Origin of the sequence: Levilactobacillus huananensis, from assembly GCF_003946145.1 — a bacterium.
Lineage (GTDB): Bacteria > Bacillota > Bacilli > Lactobacillales > Lactobacillaceae > Levilactobacillus > Levilactobacillus huananensis.
The window spans coordinates 19639-40426 of the sequence record NZ_RHOC01000015.1 but is presented as its reverse complement, the minus strand read 5'-3'; the positions used below and the strand labels follow the sequence as shown (position 1 = coordinate 40426).

The window sequence follows — 20788 nt, the reverse complement described above, 5'->3', positions numbered from 1 at the left end:
GAAGAAGCCGGTATGCTTAAGCTTGTGAAATGATAAATTCGCGGAATTTAATTTACACCAACATTTTGGACTTGACCCAAACCAATGACTTTGACCTCATCATGATTACCGGGGATCTCCTTTGGGGCAAGCTCGCCTCAAAGCCAGCGGAAACGCTGGGTGCCTTGTATGATGTCTTGAACCGCTATCCTGTTCCAGTGGCCATCACGTATGGCAACCATGACGCAGAGGGTGATCTCAACCGGGCCGGCTTACGTCAGCTAGAAGCTGGCCTAGTGCACCCTGCCGACAAACACCACGCAACTATCGTTGCTGATCGTGAGAGCTATACACTAGAAGTACAACGCGATGGCGAGCTTGCCCACGTCCTGTATGTCTGGGATAGTGGTGCCTACTCCCACTGGCCTGCCGATGAACCATACGCGGCCATTGAACCGGAACAAATCGAGTGGTTCACGCGCTTGCCTTATGCCCGGACCCAGGCGCAAACAGACCTGGGTTTCCTGCATATTCCCTTACCGGAATACACACAAGCTGGGCAAGCCATTCTTACCGGCGAACAAGGCGAGGCTGTCTGCTCGCCTGTCACCAACTCCGGTTTGTTCTACACCTTGTTGCGGTCACAAAACGTCAAGGCCCTCTTTGCTGGTCACGACCACGACAACAACTTCACGGCCAACTACCGCGGTATTGGTCTGAACTACGGTAACCCTACCGGCTACAACAGCTACGGGACACTTCCTCGTGGTGCCCGCGTCATTTCGCTATTGCCCGATGGTTACGAAACCGCGATTCTCAACTTCTAGGTCACTCCTGCCGCCACGCCTTCATAACTGAAGATGTGGTGGCTTTTCTTATCAAAATATCACTTTCTATAAACAACCCAGTTAATCACAACAAAAAAGCACGCCCCCAAGAAATTGGCAGACGTGCTTTTTGATCATATGTCTTGTTTAGTTGTGACGCTTGTTCCGGAATCCAGCTAACCCTAAGGTGGCAACTAAGACTGCCATCCCTGCGGCAATCCAACTAGCAGAAGAAGCTTCATTGGTTTGTGGCAAAGTGGTCTTAGTCGTCTGTTGTGCAGCTGCCGTGTTCTCGTGGCTAGCTAACATCGTGGCCTGACCAGCTTGAACCTTTGCGGCTTGATTTTCCTTGGCAGCAACAGTGTTAACACCCTTATCGCCGTCACCACCGTTGACCGTCACACCATGCCCCGTTTCGGGCTTGGCGGCAGGTTCTTCAATCGTCGCGCCGTCACCACCTTGAGCCAATGAGCTATAGGTAAAGGTAACCGTTGAACCTGCTGTGGTATAGGTTCCCGTGACGGAACTTGGACTCGTTAATTGGTAGCCATCCAATTCTGGTGCGGTAACCGTGTAGCTGTCCCCGACCGTCCCAGTTTCAACGTGCTGACTGATAACATGACCATTTTCATCGACATTAACCACCGTAACCGTCCCAGTCGTCACACCTGGGGTTGGGTCAACTGGCGTGACCGGATCGACTGAATCCTCACCATTGACGATATTGAAGGTCAGGTATCCGAAATAACAGTTATTGCTTGTGTTGTAGTTGGCATTTTCCAAGAAGATCGTGTAGGCGCCATCTGGGACATCGCCCACAGCTGTCATAGTGAACCCAAGCGGATTGTCTGCATCCGCACTAAACTTGAACAGTGAAGAAGCATCAGCCTGTGTCCGAGCCCAAGCATCAACCGCTGACCCCTTCATGTCTGCAGTAGGGGTCCCAGAAACAACCATCGCACCTGAAGAAAATGGCAGTGAAATAATCGCATCAGTCTGGTCAATCTTGCCATCGGAGCCTTGAATCCCAGCCACAACATCCGTCAACGGATCGAAGTTCTGGACCTTTGGGGTCAATTTGTAGGTCTTACCATTAACCGTTTCATAATAAACCGTTGGTGTCCATAAACCACTAGCAAAGTGATTATTCGCTCCCCAGAACTTGCCAGTATACCCACTGAAGTCTGGTAGAATCCCCCGCAACTGGTTGTCCTGAACATCAAGATGAGTCAGTTCACTCCAGGTACTTGGGGCAGGTAATTCCCCAGTTAATTGGTTATTAGAAACACTCAGACTCGTTAATTTCGACAACTTAGTCGCTGGTGACAAGTCTCCTGTCAGCTGGTTACCTATCAGATCTAACCCGTTCAGATTTTGGTAAGCTTCGATACCATTCAATGTTCCCGTCAGGTTTGCCTGATCAAGGCTTAACATTTGCAAGTTCGTATTTTGACTTAAATAGGTCTTTAAGAAGGTAGCCAAATCCATGTTAGGGTCCGTTCCGTTGCTTACCCCATGGAGCTGGTAGTCAATCAAATTAGGGGCAAAACGCATATCGATCAAACCATTGGTAGGCAAACTATTAGCCCAATGGAAAACCTTCATATTGGTAAAGTACTGTAATCCAGTGAGATCTTGAATCTTCCCATTCGTGGCCGTACCGGCACTGTCTCCTCGATAATCAAAAGCAATCTCATCTGCAACATACCTATAGAGGGTATCAGCATTGACCTCTGCAGAGGCATTGTGTTTAACATTGGATTCATACTGTTTAACTGCTGCGATAACCCACTTTTGAGTGGCCTTATCAGGCATCCATTCATCGGCATTTTGGTTGACAATTGATGGTGCTTCCTTAACCAAGGCCGCACGACTCATCATCTGAGGAGCCCGCTGGACGGTATTCTTGAGTTGTTCACTTGGTTTAACCATGTCTGACGTCTCGACATCATTCTTCTGTTCTTCTGGCTGCACAGGGTCGATAGTTTTTTCCCCATTTGGCTTGGAAGCAGGGGCATCAGAAACAGGGGCATCGGATTCAGGCTTTTCAGGCTGCTGATTCTTATCCACACCATCTAATTTTCCTGACTCATCATCAGTCTTCAAATCGGACTGTTGCTTATCGCCGTTACCCGCCGGTTGTACTTCAGGATCATCCTTTACAGCGGTTGGTGTCGTGGGATCAGAAACCGGTGCGGTGTCAGCTTGAGCTGTCGTCATCCCAGTTAATCCAAGGCCCAACGCAATAACCGTAATGCTAGCGTAAACCCAGCGTTTGCCAGCCTTATAACTCTTGTAGTGTTCCTTAGCTTGTCCCATCATTGGTGTTCTCATGAGTGCTTCCTCCTTGTGAAGTAAACCTGCCCTAGTCATTCTTTTATGTATTCGTTTTCAAATCCGCCTAAATATAAAATAAATCCCTTAGTTGTTTCCTCACACATTTCCAAATGTGAGTAGTTTTGCTCACAAACCTATTATAGTCGAACTGGAAAGCTTTTCAAGAGCTAATCGTCAATTACGTTGACTAATTTTCAGTTGAACGTTTTACCAGCAAAGAATCCTTCTGTTAGGGGATCATTCCACCGCTTTCAAAAAGCTAATTCCGGCCTGATTTATCCACATTTGTGATGATGGCTAAGTCTGTTTCAAAACCAACTGTCAGCTCGTTATGACACTTTACTTTCTGTTTTGTGACACGCCTTTTACCTTTTAACCGGGTATAAGTGAGGTCTAATTCTGTCGATAATATACAAAAAGGACGACGCCTGTCGGCATCGTCCCATACAGTTCAAAATTAAGGTCGTTGATCGCTAATTTCACTACCGGTAACCCGATAAACCAGCTGGTCGTCAATGGTTCGAACAAGTGGATCAATCATCTCAGCCCACAGTGGATTGGTCGACCCATCCGCCAAGATCCGTTCGGTCCGCCTGAAGTAGACCCGCGCCCCCTTAGCTGGTCGGAGCGCCACTAATTCTGGCAAATCCAGAACGGCGGCCCGATTACGCTTGTTAATCTGGATATAGTTAATCAAGGCCTTGGCGAGATCACCTTGAATGTCCACGATGTGCTTGTTCGCACCCAGTGGTAGGAAGGAATTTTGGGGATCACCCACCAACGTCACGTAGCTCTGCCAGTCATTATGCACTGGCCAATCATGCCCGGGATTCTTGCTCAGCAAACGCCGTGTTGGGGTGTCAATATAGGGCAAGTGATTTTCAATCGCCTGCCCATCACCTAAGTAGGCCGGCGTTTCCTGAAATTGTCGCTGAAGGTCAGCTAACGTTAGCGGCGGATTATCCAATTGCCATTTCACCTGTGCCTGAACCGTCATGATCGTATCAATCTGCACGTGCGTGGCGGTCTTCCATGACGGTCGCCCTTTCACTGGTGCCGGTAAGGCCAGGAAGATGATCACTGACCCTACTGGAACATCCTCCAACAGGGAACCTTGATAGCGATTGCCATGGGCATGACAGAACGTGTAGAGAAAGTTCGGCGTCCAGACATAGGGATCTTCATTGTCACCGCCGACAGCATCCACCCCAATAGTCAGGTCGGTCTCGGCCACGTGCACGGGGACTTCCTGACGTACATTGTGAGGAACTAGGAATACCCGGGGGGCATCCGCCAGCAATTCCGTTAAAGTCTTCTGTTGTTTCATCTTTCCTAACCCAACTTTCTTGACTGACCTATGGTAACAAATATTTAGCGTCGCGTTCATGGTCAAATGACGTCAGAATCTTTGGCCCATCTTCGGTCACAACTAGGGTGTGCTCGTACTGACAACTCAGACTGCCATCGACCGTATGAATGGTCCAACCATCCTCATCCGGACCGGAGCACTCGTAGGAACCTACGTTAATCATCGGCTCAATGGTAATGGTCATCCCTGCCTTGAGGCGTTTGCCGTGACCGGCCTTACCATAATGTGGCACATCTGGCTTCTCGTGCATCGTCGGTCCGATACCATGACCGATGTAATCACGAACGACACCGTAACCCAACTGGTTTTCCGCATAGTCTTGAATGGCAAACCCAATATCACCGATCCGGTTACCCACGACTGCCTGGTCAATTCCCAGATAGAGGGCTTTGCGCGTCACGTCCATCAACTTCTGAACCTCGGGTGAGGCCTTACCCACCACGGTCGCATGGCATGCATCGCTCAGGTACCCCTTGTAATCAATCACGGTGTCAAGCTTGATGAGATCCCCATTCTTAACGATGATGTCTCTGCTAGGACAACCGTGACAGATAACATCGTTGACACTGATACACGTCGAGTACTTGTACCCCTCGAAGTTCAGTTCACCGGGCGTTGCGCCGTGACCCACGATGTAATTGTAGGAAAAGTGGTCGATGTCCCAGGTACTCATGCCAGGTTTAATATAGTCTTCTAATTCGTGAAACAAGCCAGCTAAAATATCGCCCGCTGCTTGCATTCCCGCGATTTCGCGGTCTGATTTTAAAGTAATCATGTGTCCTCCTGTGAAATAAAAATGATTACCTTTCAGTATACGCTTGCGACCGCCTTGCGCCAAAGGAAAAATAGACTGGTTGGTCACTGAAACTTTTGGGATAATCGTCTTAGGTCGCACCGAGGCCATTAAAGCTTTCAACCTCACTCGTGATGAGACGTTAGGCCCGCTTAGTTCGGCGAAATTCCTGGTCACCACAGACGACCAATTCAAGCCTCCCATAGTTAACGCTTCAATTCATTGACTTTTCAAGGGGAGGATGGCTTGATAGGACTATCTTGACCCACTAAGGAGTCTTACTGATGAATGATTTAACGCTACCTACTGCAATTACGGCCTTCATCAACACGACGAATACCAGCGATTCTGCCGGGTTTGTCGCCCTATTTACCGCCGATGCCGTCTTAAATGACTGGGGCACCGAATACCATGGCACAGACGGAATTGCTTCTTGGAACCGAACCGACAATATCGGTAAACAATCGCACTTCGAACTTGCCGACTTTCGTCAGACTGATCCTCAGACCTGGATCGTCGACCTAATCGTCACAGGGAATGGGTTTAACGGCACAAGTCCGTTCCAGTTCACGGTTAACCAAGACCACCTACAAGAAGTTAAAATTTTACCAGATTAGACCAAGCGTTTGGGCGAGCAAAATGGGGCTCGTCTTTTTATTTACTGGTAACAGCTGTAAGAACCTGTGACATGGGCTAATTTACAAATTTTTAGTCAGCAAATAACACCATATAGGCAAGATGTTTTTAGCCCGTTCAAGCCTATTTTCTCACCGTATTAAGGCCTTACTATCTGGCCAAATTGTCGCCAATTATCTGACAGTTTGGCAAACGCCACGCCTGTAAACCACGGGATTACTTCTATAGTTTAATCAATGTGTAAATAAATAGTTTTGTGGTAACATTAAGTCTATAAGAAATCATTCGACCGCAGCGTTCTTCTCGGGTTTTATTCGCCGTCAGCTGCACGGCTAGATGAGTGAGGAGAACTCATGATGAACATCCACAAAGTTGAGAGTCATTCACAAACTACTAAGCTTCATTTCAAACTTTATAAAGCAGGAAAATTATGGCTGGTGGGTGCCATCGCATCCGGTGCTCTCGTTGCGGGATTAAGTGTCACAACCACTGCTAGCGCCGCTACAAGTGAAGATAGTGACACTGCTGCTAAACTAGCTGAATCAGGGACAGTTGCCCAGAAATCTGTAAAGCTAGTAACATCATCCGCCGCTCCGACGTCGTCTGCCGCTGAACCAGTTCATTCTGCCGCTGCTCCGGCATCGTCCGCCGCTGAACCAGTCCATTCTGCCGCTGCTCCGGCATCGTCTACTGCTGAACCAGCACATTCTGCCGCCGCTCCGGTATCGTCCGCCGCTGAACCAGCACATTCTGCCGCCGCTCCAGCATTATCCACTGCTGAACAAATGCTTTATCTTCCCAACAATCGACTGCTTAAAATGTCGGCTCCTGTCACCGAGGATGCCCCCCTTGTAAAAACTGGTACAGATATCAATGGGACCCCGGTCACTGGGGCCCTCGTCACCACACAACCTCATTTAGGCAATTTTTACGTTAGCCTTGGTGGCAACAAATATGTGCCTTACGATTCAAAGGCTCTCGTTGGGGTCGTGCCCTATGACACCGAAAATTTCCCCGACACTGATTTCCCTGAAAATGTCTATGGCTTTTATGTTGTCCTTCCTATTTCGATCTCTACAACGCTGAAGAATGTTCAAGCTGGTGCCGACTCTTATGTCCAGGCCCTTCAGGCCAGTGTTGATCCTTCAACCGGCATTCCATACATCAATGTCTCCAAACTGACTGTCTATCAATTAACCAATACTGCCGATGGCCGTCAAGTTTTCTATTTCAAACCAAACGATGGCGCTCAGTTTACTAAAAAAAGTGGGATCCGTGGTTTCTCCAATCAGATTCACATGGAAACCCTGGTTGCCACGGCCTCATCAAAAGATGCCGATAAGTACACCTCTTTGACGGTGAATAATCCCAGTGGTGCCCCGTTAGATACAACAACTACGGACGTTCTCTACATGGGAATCGGTGACCAGACTTATTCAAATACCATTGGTGGTTATATGTCATTCAACGCGGTTAATCTTTTTGGATCGAACGCAGCTGACTGGCCAGATAATAATTTAGTCGGTATTCGCATGAATAACGGTGCCGCGGAGGCTGATAACTACGGCAGGTTGGATTACGTCTCAATTAAAGTCCAAAGTCGTTTCCAGGTTTACTTAAGCACTAACCCTAAAACACATTTATACAGTGGTGCGCTATATACTGGCGCTGCCGGTGAACAATTTAATCCTGCTAAGGCCTTAAAGACGACTCTGGATAAAATGTACACAGACCGTTACTGGTATCCACAATACATGGGGACCTCCCTTGCTAATCCAGTCGCACAAGCACGACCAACCAATGCTCTGTTAGAACCAACCAAGCTTGATTTAAGCTCTGCTAGTGATACGACCCCGGTTGCTGGTCAAACCTATTACTTCTACACAAATTATATTCAAACTCAGTTAAACGCCACCAATCGAACCTATTACGCTGGTGATAAAAACGGCTGGGAGCCAGCTGATACACTAAATGGCCTGGCTCCAGATGGGACACCACTTACGGTGGATCAAGCTATTGCTGGTACAACACCCACTTTAGGGTCAATCATCATGACCATCACCGATGGAAATGGTAAAACCGTCGCACAATCCGACCTACGACAGCCTGGAACCTACACTGTGAAATGTCAGTATAACGATGCACAAGGCAACAAGGGCGCCTATCACTCGGGGTCGAATACAATTAGTACCGTCGCCACATCTATCATCACCGTCAAGCCGGCCGCCAGCACCTTGACGGTCACGAACCAAGCTATCACGACGGGAACCAAGTGGACGCCCAGCGATGCTATCACTGGTCAAACAGCTGTCGATGGGACGCCCATCACCACGCCATCTATGGGCACCGCAGCCGATGGGTCCAAGCTTGCCGTTACCATCACAGACAGTGACGGCCAGACGCTTGATCCCACATCCCTTGACACCACCACACCTGGGACCTATACCCTGACTTATACCTACACGGATGCCAACGGTAATGTTATCACCCCTGACGCGGTTACCCTGACGGTCACCGCACCGGTAAATCCCGATAACGGGGGCAATACCACGACAGGAGACACTGACACCAGCAATCCAACAACCGATCCCGGCACAACGGGTACTGGCACAACAATGCCAGATAAGCCGACTAAACCAACGACTCCAACTAAACCAACCAAACCGATAGTCAAGGGTGTCGTCCACATACCCGGCCTACGTGTCTCCTTAGTTGTGCCTAAAAAATCTGCCGCTGGTCAACACCAAACTGTCTGGGGAACCGCCTCTGCAAAGGGGTCTCAAGCCGTCGGTCATACGATGACCGTTTCACAGCATAATAGTAAGTCAGCTACCGCTGCCACAAACCAGTGAACAGAACACACCGTGGTTGGCCGAATTGGGGCTCGTGCTCTTGGCCTTAAGCCAAACCCTAGTGGTTCGACGGAAACAAGATTAACTGAATCTGATTTCTAACGCGTTGCAGTCATTTGGGTGTGACGCGCTTTTTCTGAGCTTGTCTTCTTTGACAATTATCATGATAATTGCCCTACCAGTCCTAACAAAATCCCTCGCAAGATTTTCGCATGCTTTCAACCACTTTTTTTAGAACTGTGAAAGCTCTTAGAACAACAAGGCTTTGGTCACGATTTCATAAGAAAATTACTCATTACTTTTTAATTTTCTTGTTTACAAATCAAAAAAAGATGCTAGTATAGGTTTCACAAGATAAAAAACGGAGGAAAGACAAGTACGATTCGTCAACCTGCCAGTGAGTTGGGACTTAGTGAAAACCCAATCAGTGTTGACCTATCCGAATAACACTTTCTTAGTTGCTGACCGAACCAACCTGAGTTGCAGTAAGTTAAGCCGTGACCGATACGTTACCATCGGTGGAGTATGATTGTACTCCAATTGAGCTGGTCTATTTTAGATAGACAACTTGGGTGGTACCGCGAAAGTAGCCTTTCGTCCCTTGATTTTCTGAGGGGGCGGAAGGCTTTTTCTTTTGTCTTAATCCAACACGTAAAGGAGAAATGGACCATGCATTTAATTATTCCAGAATCATACGAACCAAAGTTATCGGTTAAAGAAACACAAAAGGCTATCCGCTACATTCGTGAAACCTTCCAAGACGAATTCGGTGACCAATTAAATCTGTCACGGCTGTCCGCACCCATGTTTGTCGACAAAGCCACTGGGTTAAATGATAACTTGAATGGCGTTGAGAAACCCGTCTCCTTTACCATGGCTGACATGGGTGACGCGCAGATTGAAATCGTCCACTCATTAGCTAAATGGAAACGGGTGGCCTTGAAACGTTACGGCTTTGATCTACACGAAGGCCTTTACACCAACATGAATGCGATTCGTAAGGACGAAGACCTGGACAACTACCACTCTGCTTACGTTGACCAATGGGATTGGGAAAAGGTCATCACCAAAGAAGAACGGACGATCGACACGTTGAAGCAAACCGTCCGAACCATCTTCAAAGTGATTAAGCACATGGAACACGAAGTCTGGTACAAGTTCCCTCAAGCGGTTCACCACTTACCTGATGACATTCACTTCATCACGACCCAAGAATTAGAAGACCGTTACCCTAAGTTCACGCCTAAGGAACGAGAAAACGCCATTACTAAAGAACTTGGTTGTGTCTTCTTAATGAAGATCGGTGGGGAACTGAAGAGTGGCAAACGTCATGATGGTCGTGCCCCTGACTACGATGATTGGGAGTTAAACGGTGATATTCTCTTCTGGTACGAACCTTTGAACCAGGCTATGGAAATCTCCAGTATGGGCATTCGGGTCGATGCCGATTCACTGCGTAAGCAACTTAAGTTAGCTGACGCTGAGGACCGTCTAACCTTGCCCTATCACCAAATGGTCTTAAACGAGGAAGTGCCATTCACCATCGGTGGTGGGATTGGTCAATCCCGGCTGTGCATGTTGTTACTAGGTAAGGCCCACGTGGGTGAAGTTCAAGCTTCCCTCTGGCCACAAGAAATGATCGACAAATGCGAAGCTGCTAACATTCATTTACTGTAAAAAAATAGCCATGACTCGCTTTTACTTAGCGGATCATGGCTTTTATTTTGTGCTAAATATGGGAGTAGAGATCAGTTACAGTCGTCCTTGTTGCAAAATATACTATCGCCTGAAATGCGACTAGTTGCAACTAGTGTTTCTACTATATAAGCCGATCTTTTTTCTTTCAAACTTCAATCATTATTGAACGGTCAACATGCCTTCAGTTATTTACCAACATTTTACACAACTGCAATCCCACCTTTACACCAGTCCGATACGATGAACCCTAAACACTGTCACCTTGTGGCAGACTTACTTGTTCTAGAAAGAAGGACCTTGTGTGTTAGAAATCATTAAAGCGGTCATCTTGGGCATCATTGAGGGTATTACGGAATTCCTGCCGATCAGCTCCACTGGTCACCTTTACTTAGCCGACGCCTTCGTGAAGCTCAATGAACCCACGGCTTTTATCAATATGTTCATGGTGGTTATCCAGCTGGGCGCCATCTTAGCGGTCGTCGTCATCTACTTCAACAAGCTCAATCCCTGGGCGCCGCGAAAAACCAATCTAGAACGTCATCAGACTTGGATACTCTGGATCAAGGTCATTATTGCTGTTCTACCAGCTATCATCGTCGGCTTGCCGTTAAACGACTGGATGGATGCACACCTCACAAGCTGGCAAGTCATTGCGGGAACCCTAATTGTCTACGGTATCCTATTCATCGTGATTGAAGCCTACAATAAAACAAAGCATCCCCGCTACACCGATCTCAATCAACTGCCAATGACGATGGCCGTCCTGATTGGTCTGTGCCAAGTCCTCGCCATGGTCCCCGGAACCTCACGCTCCGGCGCCACCATCTTGGGAGCCATCTTACTAGGAACCTCGCGTTACGTCGCCACCGAATTTTCTTTTTTCCTGGCCATCCCTACCATGCTGGGGGCTTCTAGCCTGAAGGTCTTGAAATACCTCATCCACGGCAACACCTTCACCGGCATGCAGCTAGCGGTACTCACAACTGGTACCGTGGTATCCTTTTTCGTGGCCTATCTGGCTATTAAGTTCCTTCTCGGCTACATTCGTAACAACGATTTCAAGGTCTTCGGGTGGTATCGAATCGCCCTCGGAACCTTGGTAATTGCCTATTTTGGGTTACTCAACTAATTATCTGACCCCAATATTGCTAGTTTGTTACAAGTTATGTGACGGCCGTCTGTAATATTTGAACGGCCGTTTTTTGATTTCTTAAGAACTTCTTAAGCCCGGTATCATAGGATTCTCAAGGAATTAAAGACCCAACACCAATCAGGGTCAACCCTAACTTCCCAGATGTTGTGAAGTTCTTTTAATTGCCTGGTAACCGGCTGTTAACATGTTTGCAACATTTCTCCGGTATACTGCAATTAGCAATTAAGGGATGAGGAAGTTATCGAAATGTCAAAATTTAAAATTAAAATCGCAACATTATTATTACTGTTTGGCTTCTCCTTCGGAACACTTACCGATGTGACGGCCAACCTCATGCCTGAAACGACGACTACGGCTCAGGCATCGAGCAAAGTTTCCAAGAGCCAGGCAAAGAAAATTGCCGAAATCAATAAGAATCTTTCGAAAAAGCAAAAAGCTGCTAAGAACTGGATCGCCAAGCGTGAATCCGGATATAGCTACACTGCTCGTAATGGTCGCTGTTACGGTCGTTACCAATTACTAAAAGCGTACTTGCATGGTGACTATTCACCAGCTAATCAAGAACGTGTTGCTAATAACTACGTCAGTGGTCGGTATGGGACTTGGACTAAGGCTAAGCGTTTCTGGCAGAGTCATCACTGGTACTAGAATAGCATCGGCTGTTCGTACCTTGTCGCTACATAGCACAAATCATCAGGGTTCTTGTTTGGACATAGAATTGACTGAGTAACTGACCGACTAGCTGGGGCTAGTCGGTTTTTTATTTTGCGCTTTAGCCCCTTAACAACTAAACTGGAAGCCATAATCATTTTGAGAAAGGATCACCCCATGTCTAAGAAAATCTGGGTCACAAGTGTAATGATCATCCTAGCCGGCCTTACGTTGCCAGCCTGTGGTGCTAAATCAACCGCTACCTCCCACACCCCCCAGCCAACAACGATCACTAAACCGAAAATAAGTCCCCTGACCGTCTCGGAACTGCGACATAACGAATCGCTGACCTATGCCGCAATCATCTACTTTGCCATCCATCACACCAAACTTCCTCGCTGGCAAGAAGTAGCCGATATGCGAGCCGGGTGGCAGGTCGAAATCTATCCCCATCAGAACCGTCGCAAATACCTGGTCTGGCCGGATCAACACATTACCAGTGCTCAGAAGAACCTCGCGCCCAACTGGTTTACCCTCAAGGGCCAACAGGTCATCTATGACAGCTTCATTGTCCACTCCTTTCGAAAAGATCAGACGGCCACGACGACTCTTCCTAAGATTGTTAAACAGCTCAACCACGACCACGCCGAGAAAAAGGTTCGACACATGCCTCACAACTTGGCAGTTGTTAATCATACAAAGTAACTAAAAACAGGTCCACCGGAGAACTTATCGGTGGATCTGTTTTTTGGATCTAGTTTGCGAGGAGCTGGGCTAACCGAGTCAGATTCTGTTGAAAGGCCCGCTTCGCAATTGGCGCCATCAATTTGATTGGCAATCCCGTGTCGTTCGGCACATACAGCGCCTCGCGAATCAGCGTTCCATTTTCTTGTGCCGTCAGGGTAAAGACCAAACGGTAAGCCAGACGTCCCTGAGTACTCTCATAAGTCACCTGGTCATCCTCCACCGTCACGGTGATCCGTTCATGCTGATTCAGGGCCGCACCTTGCCGGGTCAGCTCGAAGGCATTCACCCCTGCCGTCACTGTTGTAATGTCTGGGACCCACTTTAAGAGTGCCTGCGGATCGGCCAAAACTTTTTGGCTATCTGCGACCGTCGCCTGTGCTAGAACATCATTGGTAAAAACTGCTGTGTCTGTCATGATAAAACCTCCTCTAGATGATGACCCCATTCTAATGGGTTCCTTCAAAGGCTTAAAATCAGAATTCTGATATTTAGAAACGGTCGTATATTTTTTCGTGAAAGAGTTTAGTGAGTAATTTCTCGGATTGATGATAGTTCTCGTCTACCAAGCGTTCACTGCGTTCAGCGATCACAGCCAACAGGTGGTAATCATTTGCTAATAGATAATGGGAGTTATGGTCAGTTGCAAATTGAATCCCCACTATGAGTCGTTGCATGGCCTCGTTATCCCGTTGCGCTTCAAAATCAAAGAGCGCCGCTAGGTAAAACAAAATGTTTAGATTTTCTTCATAAGGACTATTGGCTAAATCTGTCAGCGCCGTGGTCACAAGTTTCTGACCATCTACTTGCCGTTGCTGACGTCCCCGAACCAAGGCCAGCGACATCTGGGCAATCCGAGTCAGGGTCGTCGCGCGACTGCTCACCGCACTCGCTAGGCTCAAGTGAAAGTCCTGTTCCGCAGCAACGAGATCTGGTCCTAGCTGAATTTCTGTCACGCCTAAATAATAGTAATAGGCCTGTGTCTGCTCGTCGGAGTCAATCGCGGCTATCACATCGTCTTGCTTCAAAAAGGCCTGAAGTTCTGCATATTGATGCTGGTTACAGAGCTCCTCAACTCGCTGGTTAAACGCCACCTGCGGCCCCACGTCGAAGTTCTTGGCCAGACTGATCTCATTTAGACTGATTGCCAGTCGTTCACATAACCGCATTAAAAGCGTCGCATTGGGCGTATAGCGGTCGTTTTCGATTGCCGACAGCATAGACTGCGCACAGATGTCCTGAGCAACCTCACGCTGCGTCAGATGCCGCTGCAGGCGAACCTGTTTGATTGTCGTGCCTAAACTCATCGTAATAGCCTCCCTTGCTGGTTGCTTCATTATACCGAATTGATGTCTCATCACACATATAGTAAAACCTTCACCAACAAGTGATGTATGCTTCAAAAAATGATCTTTTGATATCTTTTTTGTAATTGAATAAACTGCTTTCCTGTAATTGTAATTTTTCCACGTCGAACTTCTAAGTGATCCTGCTTCCCCAAAACCACAATATAACGATATAAAGTTCGAAGGTTTATCTTCAATTTATCAGCTAGCTCCTGTCGTGTAAACGGACAAACATACGGTATCTTCCCTTGTGCCTGTACATATAAGTAGTGCCCTAAGATATCTACTCCTTTAAAAAGTGTCTTTTTCTCAGCATTTGTCATGTTTAAAGAAACACTAATCGCAAATTTTTTTAAAGTCATCAAACCGAGACTGCCATTCTTCAAAATTGACTTCATAAAATTCCTAGTTGGAATTTTGTAGACTAGGCATTCAGATTCAGCCATCACATCAGCTGTATAAAATTTGATGTCATTTAAATATTCAATTAATCCTAAAATTTCCAGAGGATATACATGACCCACAATTTGTCCCTCATCCCATGCAATCTTATTCCAAACCGATGCACTGCCATTAATTAAAATACAAAAATCAGTAATGTCATCTTGTTGGTTAACAATAATGTCATTGGATGCATAGTGTTGTAACTTACCAGTTATGTTCTCGCTACGTAAAGATGACCCTTTATCATTCAAAATCAGTAATAGTTCTTCTTCATAATTTGTCTTCATAAAGCAGCCTCCTAAACTTCAAAGAGTGACAGTTGTCATTTACCATGAACACATGTCATGATAATTTGAAGTCAGTTAATTAACGTTGAATTATCTTTCCCCTTAGTTAACAAAATCAAAATAGGAGATGTAGAAAATGAAATCGAATAAGTTTTTAGTAGGTTTCCTGGCCTTTGCCATGTACTTTCTAACTGGTGCTGCCTGTGTCATGGTTGGTAGTAGTATGCCCCAATTAGTTGACATGTATCACATGCCAATCAGCAAGGTTGTTATTCTTGGATCTGCTTACGCGCTAGGTCGAATTCTAACAGTTCTAATTACTGGAAAACTGGTAGAAAAATTAGGTTCTTTAAAAGTTCTTTTTGTGGGTGTATTACTTACCGGCATTTTCTTAGCGGGTGTTCCAACCTTCCAGAGTTTCTATGCCGGACTTGTATTTACCTTTATTGGTGGTGTTGGCATGGGCTCTCAAGATGCCACAACCCCTGTCTTACTAAGTTACGCATTCTCTAAAAATTCCTATGATGGATCCCTCAGCGGTGGTCAAGGTCTCTTCGGTGTTGGGACATTCGTTGCACCATTTCTGATTGGTGTTTTCTTAAAAGGAAAATTACCATTTTATTTATCTTACTATGTTTTGGCAGCGTTTGCAGTGCTTATGCTAATTCTCATTCCATTTGCTAAGATTCAAAAGAAATCCACTGATGGAAATCCTGAGGATGCCGAACCCGTTAAACCTTTATACACAAAAAATGCAATTGTTTCTTACATCTCTATCTTCATTGTGGTTTTTGCCTTCAGCGCTCTCTCAAGTGCATTAGGACTCTACATTGCTTCTTTTGCCCAAAGCATTGGTGTTTCTCCTTCAAATGCCGCTTTCATGTTTACGGTTTACAACATCGGATGCGTGATTGGTGGATTTGTCTTCATGGTCGTTCTACGCTTTATCAAGAGTCAAACTGTTCTCATGATGAATTGTGCAGGAGCATTCGTAGCTATCGCAATTGCTTTAGCTATTAACACAGCACAAGCCTACTTCATCTGCCTGTTTATTGCCGGATTGTTCTTAGGTGTATTATTCAGCGTCATTGTTGCTATCTCAACACGAATCGGGTACAAACATATGAGTATTGCAAGCTCACTAGTAGCAACAGCTAGCGGTGCAGGTGATTTCTTAACACCAATGATTACCGGTGCTGTAGTTGCTAGTTTCGGATTAAAATCCGCCTTTACCTTCTCACTAGCAATGCTGGCTATCTGTGTTGTCGCAGCGCTTGTTCTAAAACTGGATACAACCGAAACAAAAATTCCGTCTGAACAAATTGAAGTGTAGGAGAATAATAATGAAAAAAAAGCTAATTATCGATACAGATTGTGGTTCTGATGACGCAATGGCCATTGCAATGGCTCTAAATGATCCTAAGTATGAAATTATCATGTTCTCAACAGTATCAGGAAACGTTCACGTTACACAAGCAACTCAAAATACTCTTTCCACTATCGAACACGCTGGTAGCTATGAACCTCCCGTTTACGTCGGAGCAGACCATATGCTTCTCCGAAACATGGTTTATGCTCATGAAACCCATGGAAATGATGGTATGGGTGATATTGGTATTGTTCCTACCAGGCTAACAGCTGAAAATGAAAACAGTGTTATTAAGATGGTGGAGCTATTAGAAGCCAGTCAAGATGGTGAAATTGATATCATCGCTATCGGACCACTAACCAATATCGCGCTTGCAATCAGACTAAACTTAGACGCTGTAAAAAAAGCTGGCCGAATTGTAGTCATGGGTACTGCTGGCTTAGGAAGAGGAAATGCCAGTCCAGTTGCGGAATTCAATATTTGGCAAGATCCAGAATCAGCAAAAATTGTCACTGAAGCCGGCCTAGATAACCTCATTTATGTTGGTTGGGATGCTAGCCTCGGAAAGTCAATGCTGACACCTGAAGATATTAAAAAGATCAAATCCGAAAGCACTCTTGGCAAATTCACTATTGACGTTAACAAGGATTTGTTAGAAATGAACGTAAAACGGTTCGGTGGAGAATACTTAGATATGGCTGATCCTTCAGCCATCGCGGCAGCACTTTATCCTGATTGCATTGTTGATTGTGATAAGTACTATTGTGAAGTTGATACTAATAAGGGCCCAAGTTATGGTGCCATGTTAGTTGACGTTAACAATGTTTTAGGAAAAGAACCAAACGCTTATATCTGTAGTAAACTCGATCCGCAACTATATAAGAACTATATTTTTAAAACGCTAGCTTAACGGCAGGTGTCTGTTTGGACGGTACTTATTGTATCGTCTTTTTGAATTAATCGGCAAGTATATATACCAATTTCGATTTGTACACAAGTCAAAAATCGATTTGATGACACTTGACATGTTTCACGTTAGTCATTTCATGATATGATGATTATGTTGAAACAAAGCTATACCACTTAAATGAAAGTGAGGCTGATCATGATTTTAAAAAAGTATACTACCCAACTCTCTATTCTTTCACTACTAATTATCCCCTTGGGCGTTGCGGTAAATTTTGTAGGTGGACAAATGGCCACTGTGCTCAAGCTTCCCTTTTATTTGGATGCAATCGGTACCTTATTCTCTGCACTACTTTGTGGACCTTGGGTGGCTGTGCTAACAGGCGCACTCACAAATATATTTATGAGTCTTTCTAACCCAACCAATCTCCCTTTTATCATCGTTAATATATTTACCGGTGTTGTTGCCGGATTACTGGCAAAAGCTAATTTCTTTTCAAACTGGTGGAAATGGCTACTATCAATGCTTATTTTAGCCTTAGTCGCCATATTAACCTCCGTTCCCATCGTTGTACTTGTTTACGGTGGTGTCACTGGCGGTGGGACCTCAATCATAACCGCTGTTGCAATGGCTTCCGGCACAAATATTTGGACGGCGGTTTTTGGAACAGAAGGTATTTTCACTCTTCTCGATCGTGTTATTTCTTTTGTTATCTGCTGGTTAGTTATACGAGTGATGCCAGCTCGACTCCTCATTCGTTTTGATTTTGGTGAGAACTATATTAAATGGGGAACTACTAGACTTAAAGGATGATGATTCTGATGCAACTTAATTACCTTGCTAGTATTCAAACTCAAAACAGAAATAAGATCGCAGGACTCCACCCTATTGCGAAATTTATTATTTGCTTTTTTCTTATTGCCATTACATTAGTTCTAGAAACTTTTAAATTAACATCACTTAACCTTCCACTTTTACTTATTCCAAATTTTTTGTTAATCCTGCTCTTAATTGGAGGCAGTGGGATTTTCAAAAAATGTTACGCTCAAATCAAGGCCATACTCTCTTTAAGCTTATTTATTCTAATAGTTCAAAGCCTATCACTTCAAGGTGGATTCTTACTTTTTCACTTTTACTTTCTACACCTCTATAGTACCGGTGTTCAAAATGGCTTTTTCCTAGGACTACTCATCCTAAATATTGCAAGTGAGTTTATCTGGTTCTTGAACACAACAACTATTGATGAGATGACTGTGTCATTGGAAAGCGTAGGGCTGAACTACCGGGCCATATTCGTCCTTTCTTCAACGATGAGAATGGTTTCTACATTAACCAAGCGAAGCAAGGAGATTTTCCAAGTTCAAAGTGCTCGTGGAATCAATTCTACAGGGAAGATCAGTATTAAATTTCTTTCGTTTTCCTCTGCAATCATTCCTTTAATCGTTGGGGCTATTATGGAGGCTGAAGAACGCTCATTAGCACTTGAAGCTCGTGGCTTTTCACTCAAAGGACCACGAACCACTTTAGTCACCATAAGACCTAATGGATATGAATCCATTAGCCTTGCATTTGTCATTATCTTATTAGGATTCATATTAATTGGGAGGGCACTAATTTGACTATTGCTATTGACTGCCAGAACATTTCATACTCCTATCCAATTGCAATTGATAATACTCAAGCCTTAACAAATATTAGTGTACAACTAGAAAAAGGAAAATTTTACGGTATCGTTGGAGCTAACGGATCCGGAAAGTCTACTTTCTGTTCTATCATTCGCGGATTTATTCCCAAATTTTACAAGGGAACTTTGACAGGCACAGTTAAAATCAATGGCATACCCGTTAGTCAGCTACAATCACAGTTAGCACACTTAATGGGATTTGTCTTTCAAAATCCTTATTCTCAACTCAGTGGTGTTAAAGAAACTGTCTTTGAAGAGGTAGCATTCGGTCTTGAAAATTTTGGTATGCCACCTCTTGAGATCGAAAATCGTGTTAACAGAGCTATGGATGATTGTGATATTTGCGATTTAGCTCTCCGTAACCCCTTTAAACTATCCGGGGGACAAGTCCAGCGAGTTGCTTTTGCGTCAGTATTAGTTCTCGACCCAGATATTTTAATTATTGATGAACCAACTAGCCAGCTCGATCCTATGGCAGCCGAGAAAATATACAAGATAATTTGCAACTTGAAAAGTAAAAACAAAACCATTCTACTTGTTGATCATAGAACAGATCTTATTGCAAAATATGCTGACGAAGTTTTGTTATTTGCCAAAGGACATCTCCTAGAAAAAGGAACCCCTCACCAGGTCTTAACTAATCCACACATTAGTGCTTTTGGTGTCAAAGTCCCTCCTGCAACACAATTAATACGCTCATTGAAACTTAGCCTACCAACAAACGCCAACTTTCCAGTCACTGAGGGTGAAGCAGTTAAATTAATCAAAGAGGAAAATAAAAATGACAACACAGATTGAACTCCAGAACGTTACTTTCCAGTACCCCAAAAATGACGAACCTACACTTAAACAAATTCATTTAACCCTCAATCAAGGTGATCAATTAGCCATTGTTGGGCAGAACGGTTCGGGAAAATCAACACTAGCTAAACTAATGAATGGCCTGTTGCACCCAACCTCTGGTAGTGCTCATATTCATAGTTTAGACTCACAGAGTATTCCAACGGCTGAAATCTCAAAATATGTTGGCTATGTATTTCAAGATCCCGATGAACAAATATTCCATGCCACTGTGGCAAAAGAAGTTCTTTTTGGTTTGAAACTGCGAAAGTTTCCAAAAGCTCAAATTAAATTACAACTCAACCACGCACTTATCATGACTGGTCTAGATCGGTACCGTGACATGAATCCATTTGATTTGCCACCAGCCACTCGAAAATTTGTTGCAATTGCAACTGTTCTAGCGTTAAACCCAGACGTTATCATTTTCGACGAACCAACAGCTGGACAAGACACTTTCGGAAATCAACTCCTTAGTAAAATCATACGTACACAAAAGAAAATGGGCAAAACTGTCATCGTTATCTCTCATGATATGGACTTTGTATCAAATAACTTCAACGACATCTTGGTTATGACTCATCAAAGAATTCTGTCTCGTGATACTGCAAAAGCAGTTTTTTGGGATGAAAAATTAATTAACGAGGCTCACATTGAACAACCATCCATATGTGGTATCTGTAAACACCTTGGTATTATGTCAAAACCCATAACGCTAAAAGAGGCTACTGTAGCCATTAAGTCAGAATTATTTTCATAATCGTCCTAATGATTTTTTATTTGCCTGGTCCCCAAAACTATTCAAATATCCTAGCATGTTCTGTTAAAATGCTTTCACTTTAAACCATTTTCCCTAGTTGGGGTGAACCCTC

The 20788-nt window shown here is 44.8% G+C and carries 20 protein-coding genes; 14 read left to right on the top strand and 6 right to left on the bottom strand.

Features of this window, described 5'->3' with window-relative positions; translation table 11 throughout:
- The first annotated feature begins 29 nt into the window (after positions 1–29).
- A complete protein-coding gene (locus EKM71_RS09865; RefSeq protein ID WP_125574443.1) occupies positions 30–806 on the top strand; it encodes a metallophosphoesterase in 777 nt (258 codons plus the stop codon).
- A gap of 147 nt (positions 807–953) precedes the next feature.
- On the opposite strand, the gene EKM71_RS09860 is transcribed toward EKM71_RS09865, so the two are convergent.
- The 3 genes from EKM71_RS09860 to map form a co-directional block, all read right to left on the bottom strand.
- Positions 954–3140, bottom strand: a complete 2187-nt coding sequence (locus EKM71_RS09860; RefSeq protein WP_164504785.1) for a MucBP domain-containing protein — start codon at positions 3138–3140, stop codon at positions 954–956.
- 460 nt (positions 3141–3600) lie between these two features.
- Positions 3601–4470: a hypothetical protein gene (locus EKM71_RS09855; RefSeq protein WP_125574441.1), complete on the bottom strand. Its 870-nt coding sequence runs from the start codon at positions 4468–4470 to the stop codon at positions 3601–3603.
- Positions 4471–4498: 28 nt separating this feature from the next.
- Complete coding sequence (map, locus tag EKM71_RS09850; RefSeq protein WP_125574440.1) at positions 4499–5287, bottom strand: type I methionyl aminopeptidase; 789 nt, start codon at positions 5285–5287, stop codon at positions 4499–4501.
- A gap of 302 nt (positions 5288–5589) precedes the next feature.
- Between map and EKM71_RS09845 the strand changes: the two genes are divergently transcribed.
- From EKM71_RS09845 to EKM71_RS09815, 7 genes are all read left to right on the top strand, one after another.
- Positions 5590–5922, top strand: a complete 333-nt coding sequence (locus EKM71_RS09845) for a nuclear transport factor 2 family protein (protein ID WP_125574439.1) — start codon at positions 5590–5592, stop codon at positions 5920–5922.
- Positions 5923–6297: 375 nt separating this feature from the next.
- Positions 6298–8793: a KxYKxGKxW signal peptide domain-containing protein gene (locus EKM71_RS09840; protein WP_164504784.1), complete on the top strand. Its 2496-nt coding sequence runs from the start codon at positions 6298–6300 to the stop codon at positions 8791–8793.
- A gap of 16 nt (positions 8794–8809) precedes the next feature.
- Entirely contained in the window at positions 8810–8878 is a 69-nt protein-coding gene (locus EKM71_RS11310) for a hypothetical protein (protein WP_404819435.1), read from the top strand.
- Between the two features lie 584 nt (positions 8879–9462).
- Complete coding sequence (gene asnA / locus EKM71_RS09830) at positions 9463–10470, top strand: aspartate--ammonia ligase (protein WP_125574437.1); 1008 nt, start codon at positions 9463–9465, stop codon at positions 10468–10470.
- Between the two features lie 322 nt (positions 10471–10792).
- On the top strand, positions 10793–11620 hold the full coding sequence (locus EKM71_RS09825; RefSeq protein WP_125574436.1) for an undecaprenyl-diphosphate phosphatase: 828 nt from the start codon (positions 10793–10795) through the stop codon (positions 11618–11620).
- A gap of 270 nt (positions 11621–11890) precedes the next feature.
- A complete protein-coding gene (locus EKM71_RS09820) occupies positions 11891–12292 on the top strand; it encodes an aggregation-promoting factor C-terminal-like domain-containing protein (protein ID WP_125574435.1) in 402 nt (133 codons plus the stop codon).
- 180 nt (positions 12293–12472) lie between these two features.
- Entirely contained in the window at positions 12473–13000 is a 528-nt protein-coding gene (locus tag EKM71_RS09815) for a hypothetical protein (RefSeq protein WP_225418036.1), read from the top strand.
- A gap of 49 nt (positions 13001–13049) precedes the next feature.
- Here EKM71_RS09815 and EKM71_RS09810 read toward each other — a convergent pair whose 3' ends face one another.
- From EKM71_RS09810 to EKM71_RS09800, 3 genes are all read right to left on the bottom strand, one after another.
- Complete coding sequence (locus EKM71_RS09810; protein ID WP_125574434.1) at positions 13050–13457, bottom strand: SRPBCC family protein; 408 nt, start codon at positions 13455–13457, stop codon at positions 13050–13052.
- Between the two features lie 73 nt (positions 13458–13530).
- A complete protein-coding gene (locus EKM71_RS09805) occupies positions 13531–14346 on the bottom strand; it encodes a helix-turn-helix transcriptional regulator (RefSeq protein WP_225418035.1) in 816 nt (271 codons plus the stop codon).
- A 92-nt stretch (positions 14347–14438) separates the two neighbouring features.
- On the bottom strand, positions 14439–15116 hold the full coding sequence (locus EKM71_RS09800; protein ID WP_125574433.1) for a Crp/Fnr family transcriptional regulator: 678 nt from the start codon (positions 15114–15116) through the stop codon (positions 14439–14441).
- Between the two features lie 136 nt (positions 15117–15252).
- On the opposite strand from EKM71_RS09800, the gene EKM71_RS09795 reads away from it, so the two are divergent.
- From EKM71_RS09795 to EKM71_RS09770, 6 genes are all read left to right on the top strand, one after another.
- Positions 15253–16449, top strand: coding sequence for an MFS transporter (locus EKM71_RS09795; RefSeq protein WP_125574432.1), 1197 nt, complete (start codon positions 15253–15255; stop codon positions 16447–16449).
- 10 nt (positions 16450–16459) lie between these two features.
- Entirely contained in the window at positions 16460–17395 is a 936-nt protein-coding gene (locus tag EKM71_RS09790) for a nucleoside hydrolase (RefSeq protein WP_225418034.1), read from the top strand.
- Between the two features lie 195 nt (positions 17396–17590).
- Positions 17591–18205, top strand: a complete 615-nt coding sequence (locus EKM71_RS09785) for an ECF transporter S component (protein WP_164504783.1) — start codon at positions 17591–17593, stop codon at positions 18203–18205.
- Between the two features lie 8 nt (positions 18206–18213).
- Positions 18214–19011: an energy-coupling factor transporter transmembrane component T gene (locus tag EKM71_RS09780; protein WP_164504782.1), complete on the top strand. Its 798-nt coding sequence runs from the start codon at positions 18214–18216 to the stop codon at positions 19009–19011.
- Complete coding sequence (locus EKM71_RS09775) at positions 19008–19874, top strand: energy-coupling factor ABC transporter ATP-binding protein (RefSeq protein WP_225418033.1); 867 nt, start codon at positions 19008–19010, stop codon at positions 19872–19874. Before EKM71_RS09780 ends, EKM71_RS09775 begins: the two co-directional genes overlap by 4 nt.
- Positions 19858–20676, top strand: coding sequence for an energy-coupling factor ABC transporter ATP-binding protein (locus tag EKM71_RS09770; protein ID WP_125574428.1), 819 nt, complete (start codon positions 19858–19860; stop codon positions 20674–20676). The genes EKM71_RS09775 and EKM71_RS09770 overlap by 17 nt, the downstream gene beginning before the upstream one ends.
- Positions 20677–20788 lie beyond the last annotated feature (112 nt).